We start from the raw sequence: 16,619 nt of genomic DNA on the forward strand, positions 1-16,619 counted from the left end.
AAAATGAACGAAAAAGAGGATGGATTAATGGTTTTATTGGTATGCTAATTTTTAGTGGTTCACTACCTGCCACAAAAGCGGCGGTACTTGGATTTGATCCTCTTTTTCTTACAGCCGCAAGAGCAACAATTGCTGGGCTATTATCTCTTGGCATGTTATTACTTTATAAAGAAAAACTACCTACATTACGACAATGGATATCATTAACCGTAGTCTCTTTAGGTGTTGTTGTTGGTTTCCCCTTATTAACAGCTATTGCGCTACAGGAAATGACATCTGCACATTCTTTAGTTTTTTTAGCGTTATTACCGCTTTCAACCGCCATATTTGCGGTAATACGCGGTGGTGAAAAGCCGCGCCCTATTTTCTGGCTATTTTCTATTATTGGTAGTTTATTAGTAATGGGATATGCGATATCTCAAGGTGGTACATCATCTATTAGCGCTAATATATTGATGATAGCCTCTGTAATTGTTTGTGGATTAGGCTATGCAGAAGGTGCGACATTAACGAGATCACTTGGCGGTTGGCAAGTTATTTGTTGGGCATTAATTGTTTCATTACCCATTATGTTTATTCTTACTTTTATTCTGATGCCAGCCTCATTAAGTATTATCAGAACTTCTGCGTGGGTAGGATTAGGTTATGTTTCGCTTTTTAGTATGCTAATAGGCTTTATTTTTTGGTACAAAGGTCTTTCTCAAGGTGGGATTGCAGCCGTTGGTCAGCTTCAATTATTACAACCCTTTTTTGGCTTAGCACTGGCAGCAACATTACTTAATGAATCAGTAAATATTATTATGTTATTAGTGACGATAGCAGTTATTTTTTGTGTCGCAGGATCACGAAAATATGCTTAATGTATAAATTAATATAATCCTCGCCCTATTTTAGGCGAGGATTTTAAATATGTTTTGTTAATTAAAGCTCACATTTTGTTTTTAATACTGATGTTTTTTTATGGTAATCAAGTGCAAACTCAATCAGCTTAGTAATAAGCGATTTATATTCTAGACCAGCACTTTGCCATAACTTCGGATACATACTGATATTGGTAAAACCAGGTAGTGTATTAATTTCATTAATGACTACACGATTATCTTGAGTTAAAAACACATCAACACGCGCCATACCTAAACAATTTAATACACGATAAGCCTTCAGTGCGGTTTGACGAATATTTAAACTGACATCGTCATTGATTACCGCAGGTACAATAACTTTAGCTCCATCATCATCAATATATTTTGTGTTATAGGCATAAAATGCATCGTTTAATACGATTTCTCCACAAGGGCTAACTTCAGGTTTTTCATTTCCTAAAACAGCACATTCAATTTCACGGCCTACAATGGCACTTTCAACAATAACCTTTAAATCATATTCAAATGCCATAGTCAGTGCTGCATTAAATTCTGCTTCGTTATTTACTTTACTAATACCTACAGAAGAACCTAAATTAGCTGGTTTAATAAAAAGAGGAAGACCTAATTGGCGCACGATTTCGTTGTAAGAAACCTCATTAATTTGATGTTTCATCACAGTAATGAATGGAGCAACCGCTAACCCCGCGCCATCTAGTAGACGTTTAGTGACATCTTTATCCATACAAGCGGCAGAGCTAATGATATTTGGTCCAACATAAGGCATATCAATCATGTGTAATAAGCCTTGTAATGTACCATCTTCACCGTAAGCACCGTGGACAATTGGGAAAACAACATCAATTTGAGGTAATGCTTTGCCATCTTCAAGGGCAATAAATTGATTTTTTGTACTACCAGGAATAATTGCAACAGCACGCAGTGGTTTACTTAATGAGATGGTTTTAGGATTATCGCTATTTAATAAATAATCAGTCTCTGAATATTCATGCCACTGGCCTTGTTCATTAATGCCAATTAAACAGAGGTCAAATTTTGTTCTATCTAATTCGTTAATAATATTTTTTGCTGACTGAAGTGAAACTTGATGTTCAGTGGATTTTCCACCAAAAATAATAGCGACTCTTAATTTACTCATTTTCTAACCTTTTATAGGACAGCTATAGCGAATAGATAGCAATATATCATGTTCAAAACGCCCAATGTAGGCAGATAGTTCTTATCTGCGAAAAATTACGATAAAATGATGAAATTCTATGATTTAGTGCGTTAAAAAATCACTATTTTACTTTGCAATAGCCTTACATGGGCAACAATGCTATCGAAGATGGGATGAGCACAAAAATAGAAAAAAACAGCTTACCAAAATGGATATTACTGAAGTATCCCAATCAACCGGTCTAGCCTCTTTTGCAATCCGTTATTATGAAAAAAAAGGATTGATTAACGCTATTGGTTGTAAAGGGTTAAAGCGAGTATATCATCCAGAGATCCTTGCTCGATTAGCGTTAATATCTTTAGCGCAACAAGCTTATTTTCATTAAATGAAATAACGCAGTGATCATCAGAAAATACCTGAAATTGATAGAAATATAGTTCAATTAAAAATTGAAGAGATTGATAAAAAATTAAAGAACTAATCCAATTACAAAAAGGGTTGGAACACATTCGAGTTTGTTCTGAAAAAAATCATTTTCAAGCTAGCTTTTCGCTTAATCATAAAATCACTATAAGCAATAAACTGTAGGGATTTTTCTATAGAGCGATTATTTTCATCTTGCTTTATAAATTCTAAATATCCACACCGAATGACACCATTTTGTACAAAAGATATATTGTGAAAACGAAACTCATTTTGCTAGAATGAGCCTACCTATCAACCCATTAATTTAAATAAGGAGGCTAATTATGTTGTTGTGTGATCTAATCGAATATTCACACTTCTTTGGTAATCGTAATAGCTCAGGCTCTCACAGTTTTTTACTGCGTTAACCTGCCTGAGCGACGTTAGTTATCACCTCTCCTCAGCTTACAGGGTTATCGCTTGATAATGCCCAGGCGTTTTTACGCCTAAAAAATGAGTAAGCTATGAGCACATTATTATCTACACAAAATCTGTCTTTTCATAATAACCACGGTTTATTGCTAAATAATATTTCACTCGCTCTGACTAAAGGTGAGAAAATAGGTTTAATTGGCTATAACGGTTGTGGAAAAAGTACGTTATTAAAACTGCTATCAAACCAATTGCCTCCTAGTGAAGGTACTATTTCCATCGCTAATAAAACGGTTATGGCTTATATAGAGCAACACTTACCTAACGAATTACAGTCAATAACTTTAATGGATGCGGTCCTTCATAAATTACCTGAAGAATACAGATTATCTGAAGGTTGGCGAGCCGATTTACTATTAACTGAAATGGGTTTTAAAGAATATGAAAAAACGTTATTAATCTCACAATTAAGTGGAGGTCAACACACTCGTTTATTATTAGCCAGAGCGTTAATTATTGAGCCTGATTTATTGCTATTAGATGAACCGAGCAACCATCTCGATCTTCCAACCATTTTATGGTTAGAGTCATTTCTTAAAAATTGGCGTGGTAGTTTTATTTTGGTTTCACACGATAATACATTGTTAGATCAGGTTACAAATTGTACATGGGTTATTCGAAATAAAACGCTGTCATTATTTCGTCTACCCTGTTCTCAAGCACGACAAGCACAAGAAGAACAAGATATTAGTGCGCAACATCGGCGTGAAGCTCAACAAAATGAAATTGATCGTATTGCGCAAAGTGCTAAGCAATTAGCAACCTGGGGGCATGTTTATGATAATGAAAACTTATCCCGTAAAGCTAAACAAATGGAAAAACAGATTATTCGTTTAAAAGACGATCAAGTTGATATAACCGAAGGTAATCAATGGGTTCTACAACTTTCTGGTATTTCATTACGAGCAGATAGGCTTTGTGAATTAAATCAGTTATCTGTTACCCCAGCTGATAATGCGCCTATGTTATATAACGTTGAATATCAGCGTATTAAAAGTGGTGATCGAATTGCAATTATTGGCGCTAATGGAACGGGAAAATCATCACTATTAAGAATGATTTGGGCGATGAAAACCATTAAAACGGATGGCGAAAGTACTATTAGGCTTCATCCTCGTGTTGAATTGGGATATTACGACCAAAGAATGGCTCAACTTATTGATAGCGATACTCTTATTGATGCCCTGAAACCTTTTGTTGCATTGACAGATGAGCAAAGAAAAATGGCACTTATTAGTGCGGGGTTTTCTTATTCTCGTCATAGCCAAATTGTGAGTTCTTTAAGTGGTGGCGAACGTGCTCGGCTATTATTTATTGGGTTAAGTTTGGCTAAATACTCATTATTAATGCTCGATGAACCAACTAACCATCTTGATATGGATGGAAAACAGGCACTGGCAGAACAAATTCGTCAATTTTCCGGCGGTATATTATTAGTAAGCCATGATAGAGAACTTATTGAAAATAGCTGTAATCGTTTTTGGTATATTCATAACGGTATTTTAACTGAACATCATGATATAGAAATAATTTATCAGCTTATTTCGCAACAAGAAAAGCCAGATACAAGTGCTAGCGATGTTGTTAATATTCAGCTAGAAAATCAATCTGTTAATCATGATGAAGATGAAAAATTAATACAATTAATTGAACTTGAAGAAAAACTGACAGCAGATCGTGCTCGCAAAGTAAGTCATCAAAAACCTGCTTTACAAGTACAATGGGAAAGCGAAATTAAGCAATTAAAGCAACTTCTCAATCTGAATTAAATACGCTTGGTTAACTTAAGGGAGCTGATAGGCTCCCTTCTTTTATGGTTTAAAGAGCGCTATTTTATTAATCGGTATTCAATTAAATATAATGAGTCAGTCGTAGGATAAATTTCTTTAATTAGTGTTTTTAATACCGATAATTCCATGCCCTCTTGCTGTGCATGATACTCATTTATATCACTATATTGCAGTTTAGAAACGGATAAAATTTTTAATTTCCCATAGTGAGTCCGATGCTCATTAGCAAATAATTCAACTTCAGAGCCTGGTATATAATGGCTTTCACTCTCATCTCGAATAGTAATGACTTTGTTTTCTGAAAGAATAGAAGGTATTAAACGTTCAAAGAACGTGATTTCAGTTGGAACAGTAAACATATATTGACTCACAGAGAAATTATAATTTAATAATTATCTTATCATGATAATTTTTATTGTTGAGGGATGTGTTGAATAAACGCTGTTTTTTAAGATAGCGTCATTTATTTATTAGTTTTTGCTCATTTTGCAACAACTTTGCTTTGCGCTCGATTCCCCAGCGATAACCCGATAGCTCACCATTTTGTCTTACAACTCGATGACAAGGGATAGCAACGGCCAATTTATTTGCGCCACATGCATTAGCGACTGCTCGATAAGCTTTTGGGGAACCAATTTTATTCGCGATATCTTGGTAAGTAACCGTGTAACCAAAAGGAATTTCCATTAATGCTTTCCATACTTTTTGTTGAAAAATCGTTCCTTGAATATCTAATGGTAAAGATAACGATTGCAAGGGAAACTCTATAAAACCAACAACTTGAGCCACGATTTGTTCAAATTCCTTGTTGGCTCCAATAAGCTCAGCGTGGGGAAATTGTTTTTGTAAATCGACAAGTAAATTATCAGCATCATCACCTAAAGTTATCGCACAAATTCCCTTTTCGCTTTGAGCGACAAGAATATTTCCTAAGGAGCAAATACCTATGGCAAAAAAAATGACAATATTTTCACCACCAGTACGCCAATCGGTTGGTGTCATACCTAATATTGCTGAAGCATTCTCATAAAAACGGCTATTTGCATTAAAACCTGATTGATAAATAGCATCTGTAATTCGTGCGTTTTCAGTTAGCGCTTTTTTTATTAACTGCTGGCGATAAGCATTAGCATAAGATTTTGGTGTTATTCCTAGAATAGATTTAAATAAACGATGAAAATGATACGGACTTACCATAATATGCTCAGCAATGCGAGCCAATGAAACATCACCGTTATTTTCTTCAATAAAGCGGCAAGCTTGTTCAATAAGTTGATTATGTTTATCTTCCATCATCGCTTTTCTCTCGAATTAAAACTCAAATTAGGATGTCAGATACATTATTAACGTAAAAAATAGGTCGTACACTCCGATTGTTGCTCATTTATTCAGACTCTTTAGATAGAGCCCATAAATAAAGTGATGCCGTAGAACCATAAGGTGAATAGCGTTTGCGGTAACGTTCAAAGCGTGTTTTATCTAGTGTTTTGTGGCGATAAAGACGCATTATTCCACGCTGAATAGCTAAGTCGCCCCAACTTAAAATATCAGGTCGGTTTAATGAAGAAATTAACATCATTTCAGCTGTCCAAACACCAACTCCTTTTAATTGGGTTAATGTATGTATAATTTCTTTATCTGTTAACGTTGGTATTTGGTGTAAATTTAATTGCCTTGTTAGCACGCTTTCAGCAATACCTAAAATATACCCCGCTTTTCGCATTGTCATGCCACATTGCTGAATATCAATTACAGATAATTGGATGATGCGTTCAGGTGTATATTCTCCCAAACATAAATCTAATAGTCGTTGATTTACGGTTATGGCAGCTGAAACGGAAATTTGCTGCTCAATGATATTTTTAACTAATGCAGTAAATAAATCAGGTGTAAGTGGACGTTTAACTTCACCTATTCGCTCTATTAATCCAGCGAAGCGTTTATCTCGCCGCTTTAGCGTATTTATCTCTTTTTCACCATAGCAAAAATACATGTAGCATCTCAATTAAGATAACGGATTGTACTCAGTATAGGCTGACAATAGGGTTTTATAGCACTCCATTTCTTGCTAATAAGGTAATTTTTTATAACTAAATAGCCTTAACATAAATGTTAGGCTATTTAGTTTTGTATTATGTACCATTAACCCTAACTAGTGACATTCTCGGCGACATTGCCATAACACTAATAATAATCCTAATAGCGCAATAATTCCGCCAGCAATCGGCACCATTGAGTAGCCTAAACCCATTTGTAAAACCACTCCGCCAGCCGCTGCACCTATTGCATTACCAAGGTTAAAAGCACCAATGTTGACTGAAGATGCAAGTGCAGGCGCATCTTTAGAAAGTAACATTACTTTTGTTTGAATTGGTGGGACTAAACCAAATGCAGCAAATCCCCATATAACTAAAGCAATACCAGCACCAATTTCTGTTTTTGTAACTAATGGATAAACCATCATGCTAATAATTAGTAATAGGAAAAGAGAGATAAGTGCTTTATTTAATGATTTATCTGCTGCTTTTCCGCCCCAATAATTACCTAACGTAAATCCTATCCCAATAAGAACTAACATAAAAATAATACGTTCAGGCGCTAGATCAGTAATATTAATTAGAATGGGTGCAATATAGGTATATAGCGTAAACATAGCACTTGCACCCAATACGGTTGTTAAAAGTGCTAATAACACCGGCGTTTTGGTGAGTGCTTTTAATTCGTTACGTATATTGGTTTCTTTTCTACTGGCTATTGTTGGCAAGCTAAATAGTAGTGCAGCAATAGTAATAACACCTAGTGTGGCAATAGCTAAAAAAGCCCCCCGCCATCCTATTGTTTGCCCTAACCATGTCATTAGAGGCACACCAACAATATTTGCTAATGTTAATCCCATAAACATTGCAGCAACAGCACTAGCTCTTTGGTGAGGTAAAACCACACTTGCTGCGACTACTGCACCGATACCAAAAAAAGCACCGTGGTTTAAGCTAGTAATAATCCTAGATAATAATAACGATATAAAATCAGGAGATAATCCTGAAAGTATATTACCTAGCGTAAATAACCCCATTAATATAGTTAGTGCTTTACGAACCGAATATCGGTTAAGTAGTAAAGTCATAATTGGTGCACCAATCATAACACCCGTTGCATATGCTATAACTGCAATACCTGCTGTTGGTATCGAAATGTCTAGCCCTTGAGCAATAAGAGGTAACATTCCCATTGGTGAAAACTCTGTTGCACCTATAGCAAAAGCACCCATTGCAAGAGCAATTAAGGGAAAATTGAGTCGCATAAATATCCTTTGGTTATTTTATTGCTTAAATAACAATATGTTATTCATTTCTTAAAGGTAATGTCCTGTAAAGTGATGCAATTTTGCCATAGTTGTTATTAAGGATTAAGAGACTAATTTGAGAAATACTTTTGATTTTAAAGCAATAATAAAAATTTAATTAGTAATAAATAAAACTATAACTAAAAAATAATATTTACAAAAAATATATCTTTTATATTTCACTCGATAATTATAAATTAATTTATTATATCACTAATGACGCTGAGGAAATTAAAATTAAAAATAAGCTCATGCAAATAAAATAACCACCTATAATTTAATTAATTTATATTTAATGTATAAATTAATATTTTTAATTTAATAACCTTAGGATTTTATAACATGAATAATAATACCTTTGATTTAAAAAATAAAGCTGCTGCTATAGATTTAATGAAAAAGACAATGCTATTTGCTATTCCAGCAGCATTAAGAGCAGCTGCAAAATTAAAAATTGCAGATTTACTTAAAGATGGTCCCAAAAGTGTAAATGAATTAGCCAAAGAAACAAATTCATTACCATTGGCATTAAATAGGATATTAAGAATATTAGCTTCTGAAAATATTTTTTATGAATCAGAGGGGTTAACGTATTCACTTGCACCGGCGGGACATTTTTTACTAAGTGATCATGAATATACATTGCGTGACTCTATATTAATGTTAACGAATGAAACGTTTTGGCGCCCTGTAGGAGATGTTGTTGAATCTGTTCAAGGAAATCCTGCTTTTGAAAATTTATATGGCATGTCTTTCTATGAATATTGGCAAGATAATGTGAGAGAAGATCATGATTTTCAGGTAGGTATGAATTCGCTTTCAAAAATAGAAAACTATTTTATAGTAAAGCACTATGATTTTCCTAAAAATAAAGTCGTTACAGATATTGCCGGCGGATTAGGTGGTTTATTATTAGAAGTATTGAGAGTTAACCCAACATTAAAAGGACAGCTATTTGATCGTAAACATGTATTAGAAAGAACTCGATTAACAGAATTAGGTGATGATAGCCGATGGAAATTAATTGAAGGAGATCTATTTGGTGACTACCCTGAATCAGATATTTATTTAATTAAATACATCATTCATGATTGGGATGATAACAGTGCCGTTACTTTCTTTAAAAATTTTAGAAAAGCAATGAAGCCTGACTCTAAAGTTCTTATTATAGAACCTGTTATCTTCAAGAAAAACATACCAGATACTGCGAAGTATATGGATATTCTTTGTATGAGTGCTTTCCCTGAGTCAGGAGAGAGAACCGTTGATGAATTTAATAATTTATTAGATCAAGCAGATTTAAAAATTAATAAAATTATTAAAACAGATACTTATCACGCTATATTAGAAGTGGTTATAAAATAAATATAAGTGTATATAGAAAGTAAAAAAGGTCACTACTTAATTAAGCAGTGACCTGATATCTAAATTGTCGCATTAAGCTGTTAAAGCTAATTTAGCACCAAAAAGTAAGAACACGGCGCCAATACAACTGTTAGATAATGAAGCTAGTCGTTTGTTATGCTTAACTTTATTAGTAATTGCGACACCACCAAAGATAAGTATAGATAAATACAGCATACTACAAGTTTCTAAAATTACGCCTAATACAAAAAATGGAATACCCGCATTTTCGTATTTAGGATCAATAAATTGAATAAAAAATGACACATAAAAAATAATCATTTTAGGATTAAGCATACTTAAAAATAGAGCTTTAACATATAAACCATCTTTTGCTTTTATTGCTTCTACTGAGACCTCTTCTGCTGTCTCTTTTTTCTTTTGAAACGTTGCATATAGGGTTTTTAATCCTAAATAAGTTAAGTAAAGAGCACCTGCATATTTAATAATAATAAAGAAGACGGGTGAAGTCTTGACTAATGAAGCAACCCCCAAAAATGCCAAAAAGATTAATAATGCATCACCCGTAAAAACACCAAGAGCGGCTTTATACCCCCCTTTTACGCCATGCTTCGCACTGGAAGTTAGGACGAAAATCGAGTTAGGTCCAGGGACTAACGTGATAAAAATAACGCCTAAAAGGTATGTCCAAATATTTGAAATACCGATATTTTCTAACATATGACGCCTTTTTAAATTAAAATGACATGCTGGATATGTGAGCTATCATATCGACGTTAATAAATTTGTAAAACAATAATCTTTATTATAAATATAAATAAGATTTATATTCTAATAATCTAACCAAAAGGCAGTCGTATGGTCTATTTTTACATTAAATTTAAGAGTAATAATCTAAGCTTAACCATTGTTATAGTACGGTGCTGTTATTATCTTTTTTAAAGACTAATAATCTGATATTTTTTTAAAAGTTAGTTATAAAAACTATATTTTAAATATAAAATAGCAATAATACCCTATTGTTTGTTTTATGTTATAGAGTATTAAGCTATTGTTTTTTATTTCTGATTTATCATGTGTTGCTAGATGGCTTTTGTTTTATAAATAATTGAAAAATATAATTTTATTATTGTCTACAATGATTGGTTAGCACGAATAGTGATAGAATAAACAAGATCCTTTTTGTTAAAAAGATTAATCTGTATCGTTTTTACTATTGTATGTAGGGTTTATAACCTTTGTTACTAGAGAAATTGAAATGAGACCAAACAAACCACAACAACTGCATTTTCAAAAGAAAATTATTATTGTTGGTGCAGGTATTGTCGGTGTAATGCAGGCATGGTACTTAGCAAAAATGAGTAATATGCAGGTTATCTTACTTGATAAATCTACGGCCGGCTCTGGTGCTACGAGTGCCTCTTTTGCTTGGCTAAATGTTTCTTATGGACGTCCTGATGCTTATCAACAATTACGTGCGGATTCAATTAACGGCTGGCGAGAGCTTGATAAACAAACTCAAGGTTTACTCAATATAGATTAGTCGGGAGCAATAAGTTGGATGTCTTCTGAAAGTGAAACTGAACAATTTATTAAAACTCATAATCAAGCAGGTTTTAATGTTCAACCTCTAACTAAAAAACAACTTATTAAAAAAGTACCTCAGCTTCGTAATCCACCCGAATTAGCAGCATTTACGATGAACGAAGGTGCAGTAGATCCTTTACACGTAATCAAAATATTACTTCAACAAGCTCAAAATATGGGAGTTAAATATAGCGAGAATAATGAAGTCATTGCACTTTTACGTAAAGGCAACCAAATTATTGGTGTTAAAACAGCCCAAGGCGATTTATATAGTGATTATGTTATTTTAACTGCAGGTACTGGCGCTTTACCGCTATTATCTGCACAACAGATTGATTTACCTCTATATGCATCACCAAGTATTTTATTAAAAACAACCTATACTGCTAATAATGTATTTTTACCCTGTATTATTTCTACGCCAGAAATGGAGTTACGTCATTTGGCTCAAAATGAGATTATTGCAGCAGAAGATTACATTGATAATAGTGATGAACATCACCCTGAGCACATTGCGCAACGTGCGAAAGAGACTTTTTATGATAATTTTACAGATATCGGTAAACTAACGATTACACAAGTCTCAGTTGGTGAACGGCCTATGCCCAAAGATGAAATGCCAATTGTTGGTCCTGTGTCTCCCTTTCAGGGACTATATATTGTTACTATGCATGCAGCCGTGACGCTGTCACCTTTATTGTGTGAATTAGTTGCACAAGAACTGATACACCAAAAAGCGAACCCTATGCTTACCCCTTATCGCTTATCGCGATTTATCTAGAGAACCATTATGGATGCACAACTGTATAAAGAATTTAAAATTATAGAAAAAGCCTTTTGGTCTGAAATTTGCGAAAATAATATTCGTATCGGTGATCACACTCACTGCTTTATGACCCCAATGGATGCACCTATTTTTAATTTTATTTACCTTCGCCAAGGTGCAACAGAAAGCGCATTTCAACAAGCCAGTACCCTATTTTCCTCTCAGAAAAAAGGGCATATTTTAGTTTTTCCAGAATCTCTATTACTTGATTTTGACACTATGATTAAAAATGCAGGTTATAGTGGCGATGGAATGACTACAGCGATGTATTTAACGCTATCAGAAGCGACGTACCCTAACTATAAAAATAGTCCATGCGACATTATTTTAACTAACCATAATTTAGAACAATGGGCTCATCCATTAAAAACAGCATTTCCCGTGGGTGATAATGGTGATGAAGATACAATTATTACTGAATATATTCGTTATCATCAAAAAGCATTAGATAATGGCGCCAATATTTTTCACTACGCATTATTAGTAGATGGTGCTCCCGTTTCTTCATTAACGTTAACTTTGCATGAAAACCTAGCACGTTTCGATGATATTGGAACTGATATTAATTACCAAGGAAACGGCTATGCAACGCACTTAATTACACATGTTTTAGAGTTTTGTCGTGAACAAGGTGTTGAGCGCTGCTTTTTAGATGCATCAGCTGATGGTTTAGAGTTGTATCGAAAATTTGGGTTTAAACCACTCTTTAATTATTTGAGTTTTATTAAAGAGTAATAATATTTTTAGGCTCAACTAGATACGTTTATTGGATATTGTTGAGCCTAAATAATAAGTTACTGATGTTTTATTTATGTGAAAAATTACCTATAGTTTCGTTGTTGAGCATCAGCTTTATCTTTTTCTCCAATCTGTCGAAGAACGCGACAGGGATTACCAGCAGCAACGGAATTGGCAGGAATAGATTTAGTTACTACACTTCCTGCACCAATAACACAGTTATCCCCAATAGTAACACCAGGTAGAACTATACATCCTGCCCCTAACCAAACATGATTGCCAATAGTAATGGGAAGTGCATATTCAAGCTCACTGCTGCGTATTTCAGGATCGATAGGATGGGTTGCAGTTAGAAGACTTACATTAGGAGCAAACATTACATTGCTGCCAATTTTTACTGGTGCACAATCTAAAATAGTTAAATTGAAATTAGAATAAAAATTCTCACCAATTTCGATTAATTCACCGTAATCACAATGAAATGGTGGTTCAATATAAAAAATTTTTCCTGTTTTTCCTAATAGCTGTTTTAAATAATTAATTCTTTTCGCATCTTCAGAAGGACGAGTGAGATTAAAATCATAAATAATTTCGCGCGCTTTTGTTCTTATTAGTTGCAGTTTTTCTTCTTTATTTGCGTGATAAAGATGGCCTGATACCATTTTTTCGTATTCAGTCATAATGACTCCAAAGATTAAATGCATAAAACAGCTAAAGATAGCATCCTAGCTTAATTATTTTCGGTTAACCTTGTTTTTTTGAATCCATTTCGGGCTGATTGGTGAAATTGTTGATTCAATTTCGCTGTCAGTGTTTGCGCTATTGCTGTCATCTCTGGCCCTGCCAGGGTTGGTGAGCCAGTACCAAAAGGAGGTCTTGGATCATACTCAATTGCCAGCTCTGTTAATTGCGCAAAAGGAGTTCCTAATAGCTGCTCTAATACCAATAAAGAAGCGTCAAATGACCCCGTGGCTGGCCCTGATGTATAAATATTTCCATCAATAACGACATCACTCCCCGCAACAGCCGTTGCACCAACATCAGGCAGCATAGGTACCACATTTGAGTTACTGGTTGCTTTTTTGCCTTTTAATAAACCCGCAGCTCCTAGTACTAAAGAGCCATAACATGTACCAATAACATAGCGCGCTTTACGACCAATATTGGCAAAAAAAGCCAAAGTTTCAGTGTCTTCAACGATTTCTGGTGGCACCATTCCCACAACTAATACATCGAGATCTTCAGGACATTCATCAAAGGTCATTGTTGGCATTGTTGGCCAACCAATATAACCTTCGACTAACTCTTTCTTTTTCCAAATAAAGTAGATCTCAGCACTGGCAATGGTAAATACAGATTGTGCGCCATTAATGTCCATAGGCATAAAACCAGGGCAAACAAAAATACCTATCTTTAATGGGTTAAGTTGTTGTTTCCGTCCCTCTTCAACAAGCTCAATAATTGAAGCCATATTTTTTCCATAAATCATTTCATGCTTATTCATTTTTTTCTTCCTATTTTGTACTGATTAGTAAAATAATGACATTTGTTCTATACTGAGTAAACACATTTCTTACTAGGTGGTACAAAATGCAAAAAAAAGGTCGCCCTCGTCGTTATGATAGTGATGCTGCACTTGATAAAATTATGGCGTTATTTTGGAGAAAAGGATTTACAGCCACATCAATGGATGATTTGGTTATTGAAACGCAAATGAATAAACCCAGTTTATATGCGGCATTTGGCAATAAGGCCGCACTTTATACAAAAGCTATTGAGCGTTTTAATCATATTGCAGCGACACGTTATTATCATGAATTAGAAAAGAACTCTCCAGAAGATACTATTGCAGTGCGAATACAGCGTTATCTTTTGTCAGCTATTCGTTTTTATACTGATAGTGAGGGATTAACAGGATGTATGGTGCTTTCAACCGCAGTGACTGAAATCGCAGATCCTGCAATTCAATCTATGCTTAATGATGTTATTAATGCACAAACACAGCAAGTTATTGATGTCTTAAAAGAGGCTCGCGAAATGGGAGAATTAAAAGAAACTGTAGATGTTCACTCTATTGCATTAGGTATTGTTGCGCTCTTGCACTCAATTTCGTTAAGAGCAAGAGCTGGAGCATCGGCAGATTCACTTATTCCTTTAGCCGATATATCACTAATGTTAATTTCGCCCTTTCTATCTGAACAATAAGATAAATAATGGCAAAAATAGATTTAATCATCAGTATCAACGCAATAATGCGTTGATTGCTTAATTATGAAATGAGGCCATTGATTAATAGAGAACCACCCGCAAAAATTAACATACTATCAAGTAACCATTGAAATAGTTTTGGCGTAAGTTTTAGTACAAGCTTTTTACCTAAAAAATTTCCTAATGTTAATCCACCGCCGACTAATACACCGCTAATTAAAATAAAACTATCAATGGCACCTAACTGACTAAATGTCAGTGCTTTTGTAAGGTAAATAATAAAAGAAGCAGCGGCCTCTGTAGCAAGTAATGGGCCTAATGTTAATCCATATGCCGAAAATATAGGTATTGTAAGTGGACCTGTTGAGAACACAACACCAGTTAAATAGCCAACAACAGCACCTGAAATAATAACTTGGTAGGTTTTCATTTTAATTTGATGACGACGTAATAAATGAATAATTGGGATCATAAAAATAAAAAATAACCCCATCCCAATATTAATCCACTTTTCAGGCAGTAACCATAATGTATTTGCGCCAAGGATCACGGCAGGAACACCAGGTAACAGATAATAAAATAATGGTTTTAAGCAAATACTATGACGCCATAAGTAAATACGTGATAAATTTCCCATAACAGAAGCTAACGCCATAATAGGGACAGCCTCTTTAGCACCAAAAACATAAGTTAGTGCTGGAATAAGTAAAATAGATGAGCCCGTTCCCACAACACCACTAATTACCCCAGAAAACACTGCTAATAAAATCACAGCAACAAAGCTCATTATCATCCTTTAAGTTCAATAAGTTAAAGAAAAGTATCATACCTGTCTTCTTTATTTTTGCCTGTGATAAAATGTCACAATACTGTGACTTTTAATAAGAAAGCGATAATGAGAATATTATGATGAAAAATTTCCCTCCTCTGCCTTCACTGCGAGCTTTTCTTGTTGCTTGTCATAGTCAAAGTTTTACTGAAGCAGCTCAAACATTGTGTGTCACTCATGGGGCAATTAGTCGACATATTCAGGTGATAGAAAAATGGTTTGGAGTATCTCTATTTTATAAACAAGGCTTACGGAGAGTTCCTACACCTTATGCATTAACACTGGCACAAGAGTTAAGTGATGTTTTTGATAAATTAAATGATATTGGTTTTCGTTATGGTAACGGAGGTAAAAACGATATTCTTAATATTAGTGTGCCTACAACGTTGTGTCTTAAATGGTTAATTCCTCGAATGGAGGATTTTTATCAGCAATATCCTAATGCGAATATCCAAATAGCATCAGCAAATAGTGAGCGATTTCATTTAATTAGTCATGATGATTTGATTATTCGTCCACATCCTCAACAACAAGAATATTCATCTATTGCTTTTCTTAATGATGTTCATTGCCTTGTGGCCTCTGAAAAACTATTAAAACGTTACAATGTCACTGAAATGGGGGGTGTTTTTGACTGCCCTGTTATTGATACATTAACTCGGCCTGGGCACTGGCAACAATGGCTAACTAAGGCAAAACTCAACACAAATGAGCAGTTTTTTCGTCATTATCGATTTGACCATTTTCATATTTCTTTGCAGGCCATCTTAGATGGATTAGGTATTGGAATTGGCCCACTTTCTATTTTATCAAATGATATTAGTGATAGCCGATTAAAGGTCTTATTTCCTGAAATTCAAATTGCCCCTATTTGCTACTATGCGTTAACGCCTCTTGGTGTTCAAAAAACAAAAACACATATTGATTTTGAACAATGGTTAACAATGCAGAAAAGTTAATTTTACTAATGAAATAAGCCAAAAATCTGTAATG

General features: G+C 34.4%; 16 protein-coding genes and 1 pseudogene. 8 read left to right on the forward strand and 9 right to left on the reverse strand.

All coding sequences use genetic code 11. From position 1 onward, the window contains the following. The first annotated feature begins 23 nt into the window (after nucleotides 1–23). On the forward strand, nucleotides 24–860 hold the full coding sequence (locus M997_RS09770; protein ID WP_248846337.1) for a DMT family transporter: 837 nt from the start codon (nucleotides 24–26) through the stop codon (nucleotides 858–860). Nucleotides 861–921: 61 nt separating this feature from the next. Here the strand turns inward: M997_RS09770 and ddlA are convergent, their stop codons facing one another. Further along, entirely contained in the window at nucleotides 922–2,022 is a 1,101-nt protein-coding gene (gene ddlA / locus M997_RS09775; RefSeq protein WP_064719938.1) for a D-alanine--D-alanine ligase, read from the reverse strand. Nucleotides 2,023–2,251: 229 nt separating this feature from the next. Between ddlA and M997_RS17205 the strand changes: the two genes are divergently transcribed. Both M997_RS17205 and M997_RS09780 read left to right on the forward strand, forming a co-directional pair. Further along, nucleotides 2,252–2,428, forward strand: a complete 177-nt coding sequence (locus M997_RS17205) for a MerR family transcriptional regulator (RefSeq protein ID WP_082918411.1) — start codon at nucleotides 2,252–2,254, stop codon at nucleotides 2,426–2,428. A 544-nt stretch (nucleotides 2,429–2,972) separates the two neighbouring features. Further along, the gene (locus M997_RS09780; RefSeq protein WP_064719939.1) at nucleotides 2,973–4,709 is read left to right on the forward strand and encodes an ABC-F family ATP-binding cassette domain-containing protein; all 1,737 of its coding nucleotides are present in this window, start codon (nucleotides 2,973–2,975) and stop codon (nucleotides 4,707–4,709) included. Nucleotides 4,710–4,768: 59 nt separating this feature from the next. On the opposite strand, the gene yqfB is transcribed toward M997_RS09780, so the two are convergent. From yqfB to M997_RS09800, 4 genes are all read right to left on the reverse strand, one after another. Continuing rightward, nucleotides 4,769–5,089 carry a N(4)-acetylcytidine aminohydrolase gene (gene yqfB / locus M997_RS09785; RefSeq protein WP_064719940.1) on the reverse strand — a complete coding sequence of 107 codons (321 nt, stop codon included), beginning with the start codon at nucleotides 5,087–5,089 and terminating at the stop codon, nucleotides 4,769–4,771. 100 nt (nucleotides 5,090–5,189) lie between these two features. Continuing rightward, complete coding sequence (gene ada / locus M997_RS09790; RefSeq protein WP_064720167.1) at nucleotides 5,190–6,023, reverse strand: bifunctional DNA-binding transcriptional regulator/O6-methylguanine-DNA methyltransferase Ada; 834 nt, start codon at nucleotides 6,021–6,023, stop codon at nucleotides 5,190–5,192. A gap of 91 nt (nucleotides 6,024–6,114) precedes the next feature. After that, nucleotides 6,115–6,723, reverse strand: a complete 609-nt coding sequence (locus M997_RS09795) for a DNA-3-methyladenine glycosylase family protein (protein WP_064719941.1) — start codon at nucleotides 6,721–6,723, stop codon at nucleotides 6,115–6,117. A gap of 159 nt (nucleotides 6,724–6,882) precedes the next feature. Further along, the gene (locus M997_RS09800; protein WP_064719942.1) at nucleotides 6,883–8,031 is read right to left on the reverse strand and encodes an MFS transporter; all 1,149 of its coding nucleotides are present in this window, start codon (nucleotides 8,029–8,031) and stop codon (nucleotides 6,883–6,885) included. A 384-nt stretch (nucleotides 8,032–8,415) separates the two neighbouring features. Here M997_RS09800 and M997_RS09805 point away from each other — a divergent pair, with 384 nt between their 5' ends. After that, entirely contained in the window at nucleotides 8,416–9,438 is a 1,023-nt protein-coding gene (locus M997_RS09805; RefSeq protein WP_064719943.1) for a methyltransferase, read from the forward strand. Between the two features lie 72 nt (nucleotides 9,439–9,510). Here the strand turns inward: M997_RS09805 and leuE are convergent, their stop codons facing one another. After that, nucleotides 9,511–10,158 carry a leucine efflux protein LeuE gene (leuE, locus tag M997_RS09810; protein ID WP_064719944.1) on the reverse strand — a complete coding sequence of 216 codons (648 nt, stop codon included), beginning with the start codon at nucleotides 10,156–10,158 and terminating at the stop codon, nucleotides 9,511–9,513. Between the two features lie 538 nt (nucleotides 10,159–10,696). On the opposite strand from leuE, the pseudogene M997_RS09820 reads away from it, so the two are divergent. Next, a pseudogene (locus tag M997_RS09820) lies at nucleotides 10,697–11,806 on the forward strand (NAD(P)/FAD-dependent oxidoreductase). A gap of 9 nt (nucleotides 11,807–11,815) precedes the next feature. Next, complete coding sequence (locus M997_RS09825) at nucleotides 11,816–12,586, forward strand: GNAT family N-acetyltransferase (RefSeq protein WP_064719947.1); 771 nt, start codon at nucleotides 11,816–11,818, stop codon at nucleotides 12,584–12,586. Between the two features lie 86 nt (nucleotides 12,587–12,672). On the opposite strand, the gene M997_RS09830 is transcribed toward M997_RS09825, so the two are convergent. Both M997_RS09830 and M997_RS09835 read right to left on the reverse strand, forming a co-directional pair. Beyond that, complete coding sequence (locus tag M997_RS09830) at nucleotides 12,673–13,269, reverse strand: sugar O-acetyltransferase (protein ID WP_064719948.1); 597 nt, start codon at nucleotides 13,267–13,269, stop codon at nucleotides 12,673–12,675. 50 nt (nucleotides 13,270–13,319) lie between these two features. After that, on the reverse strand, nucleotides 13,320–14,093 hold the full coding sequence (locus M997_RS09835) for a DJ-1/PfpI family protein (protein ID WP_064719949.1): 774 nt from the start codon (nucleotides 14,091–14,093) through the stop codon (nucleotides 13,320–13,322). A gap of 86 nt (nucleotides 14,094–14,179) precedes the next feature. Here M997_RS09835 and M997_RS09840 point away from each other — a divergent pair, with 86 nt between their 5' ends. Beyond that, complete coding sequence (locus tag M997_RS09840) at nucleotides 14,180–14,794, forward strand: TetR/AcrR family transcriptional regulator (protein WP_064719950.1); 615 nt, start codon at nucleotides 14,180–14,182, stop codon at nucleotides 14,792–14,794. A gap of 64 nt (nucleotides 14,795–14,858) precedes the next feature. Here the strand turns inward: M997_RS09840 and M997_RS09845 are convergent, their stop codons facing one another. Next, the gene (locus tag M997_RS09845) at nucleotides 14,859–15,584 is read right to left on the reverse strand and encodes a sulfite exporter TauE/SafE family protein (protein ID WP_064719951.1); all 726 of its coding nucleotides are present in this window, start codon (nucleotides 15,582–15,584) and stop codon (nucleotides 14,859–14,861) included. A gap of 119 nt (nucleotides 15,585–15,703) precedes the next feature. On the opposite strand from M997_RS09845, the gene M997_RS09850 reads away from it, so the two are divergent. Further along, nucleotides 15,704–16,585, forward strand: a complete 882-nt coding sequence (locus tag M997_RS09850; protein ID WP_082918413.1) for a LysR substrate-binding domain-containing protein — start codon at nucleotides 15,704–15,706, stop codon at nucleotides 16,583–16,585. Nucleotides 16,586–16,619: the final 34 nt, after the last annotated feature.

The organism is Proteus hauseri ATCC 700826 (assembly GCF_001654965.1).
Lineage (GTDB): Bacteria > Pseudomonadota > Gammaproteobacteria > Enterobacterales > Enterobacteriaceae > Proteus > Proteus hauseri.

What these genes read in the sequence shown, in the direction of transcription:
- M997_RS09780 (WP_064719939.1), top strand. Translation starts at nt 2,973, where the DNA reads ATGAGCACATTATTATCTACACAAAATCTGTCTTTTCATAATAACCAC.
- M997_RS17205 (WP_082918411.1), top strand. Translation starts at nt 2,252, where the DNA reads ATGGATATTACTGAAGTATCCCAATCAACCGGTCTAGCCTCTTTTGCA.
- ddlA (WP_064719938.1), bottom strand. Translation starts at nt 2,022, where the DNA reads ATGAGTAAATTAAGAGTCGCTATTATTTTTGGTGGAAAATCCACTGAA.
- leuE (WP_064719944.1), bottom strand. Translation starts at nt 10,158, where the DNA reads ATGTTAGAAAATATCGGTATTTCAAATATTTGGACATACCTTTTAGGC.
- M997_RS09840 (WP_064719950.1), top strand. Translation starts at nt 14,180, where the DNA reads ATGCAAAAAAAAGGTCGCCCTCGTCGTTATGATAGTGATGCTGCACTT.
- M997_RS09825 (WP_064719947.1), top strand. Translation starts at nt 11,816, where the DNA reads ATGGATGCACAACTGTATAAAGAATTTAAAATTATAGAAAAAGCCTTT.
- M997_RS09850 (WP_082918413.1), top strand. Translation starts at nt 15,704, where the DNA reads ATGATGAAAAATTTCCCTCCTCTGCCTTCACTGCGAGCTTTTCTTGTT.
- M997_RS09805 (WP_064719943.1), top strand. Translation starts at nt 8,416, where the DNA reads ATGAATAATAATACCTTTGATTTAAAAAATAAAGCTGCTGCTATAGAT.
- M997_RS09835 (WP_064719949.1), bottom strand. Translation starts at nt 14,093, where the DNA reads ATGAATAAGCATGAAATGATTTATGGAAAAAATATGGCTTCAATTATT.
- M997_RS09845 (WP_064719951.1), bottom strand. Translation starts at nt 15,584, where the DNA reads ATGAGCTTTGTTGCTGTGATTTTATTAGCAGTGTTTTCTGGGGTAATT.
- M997_RS09795 (WP_064719941.1), bottom strand. Translation starts at nt 6,723, where the DNA reads ATGTATTTTTGCTATGGTGAAAAAGAGATAAATACGCTAAAGCGGCGA.
- M997_RS09830 (WP_064719948.1), bottom strand. Translation starts at nt 13,269, where the DNA reads ATGACTGAATACGAAAAAATGGTATCAGGCCATCTTTATCACGCAAAT.
- M997_RS09800 (WP_064719942.1), bottom strand. Translation starts at nt 8,031, where the DNA reads ATGCGACTCAATTTTCCCTTAATTGCTCTTGCAATGGGTGCTTTTGCT.
- yqfB (WP_064719940.1), bottom strand. Translation starts at nt 5,089, where the DNA reads ATGTTTACTGTTCCAACTGAAATCACGTTCTTTGAACGTTTAATACCT.
- ada (WP_064720167.1), bottom strand. Translation starts at nt 6,023, where the DNA reads ATGGAAGATAAACATAATCAACTTATTGAACAAGCTTGCCGCTTTATT.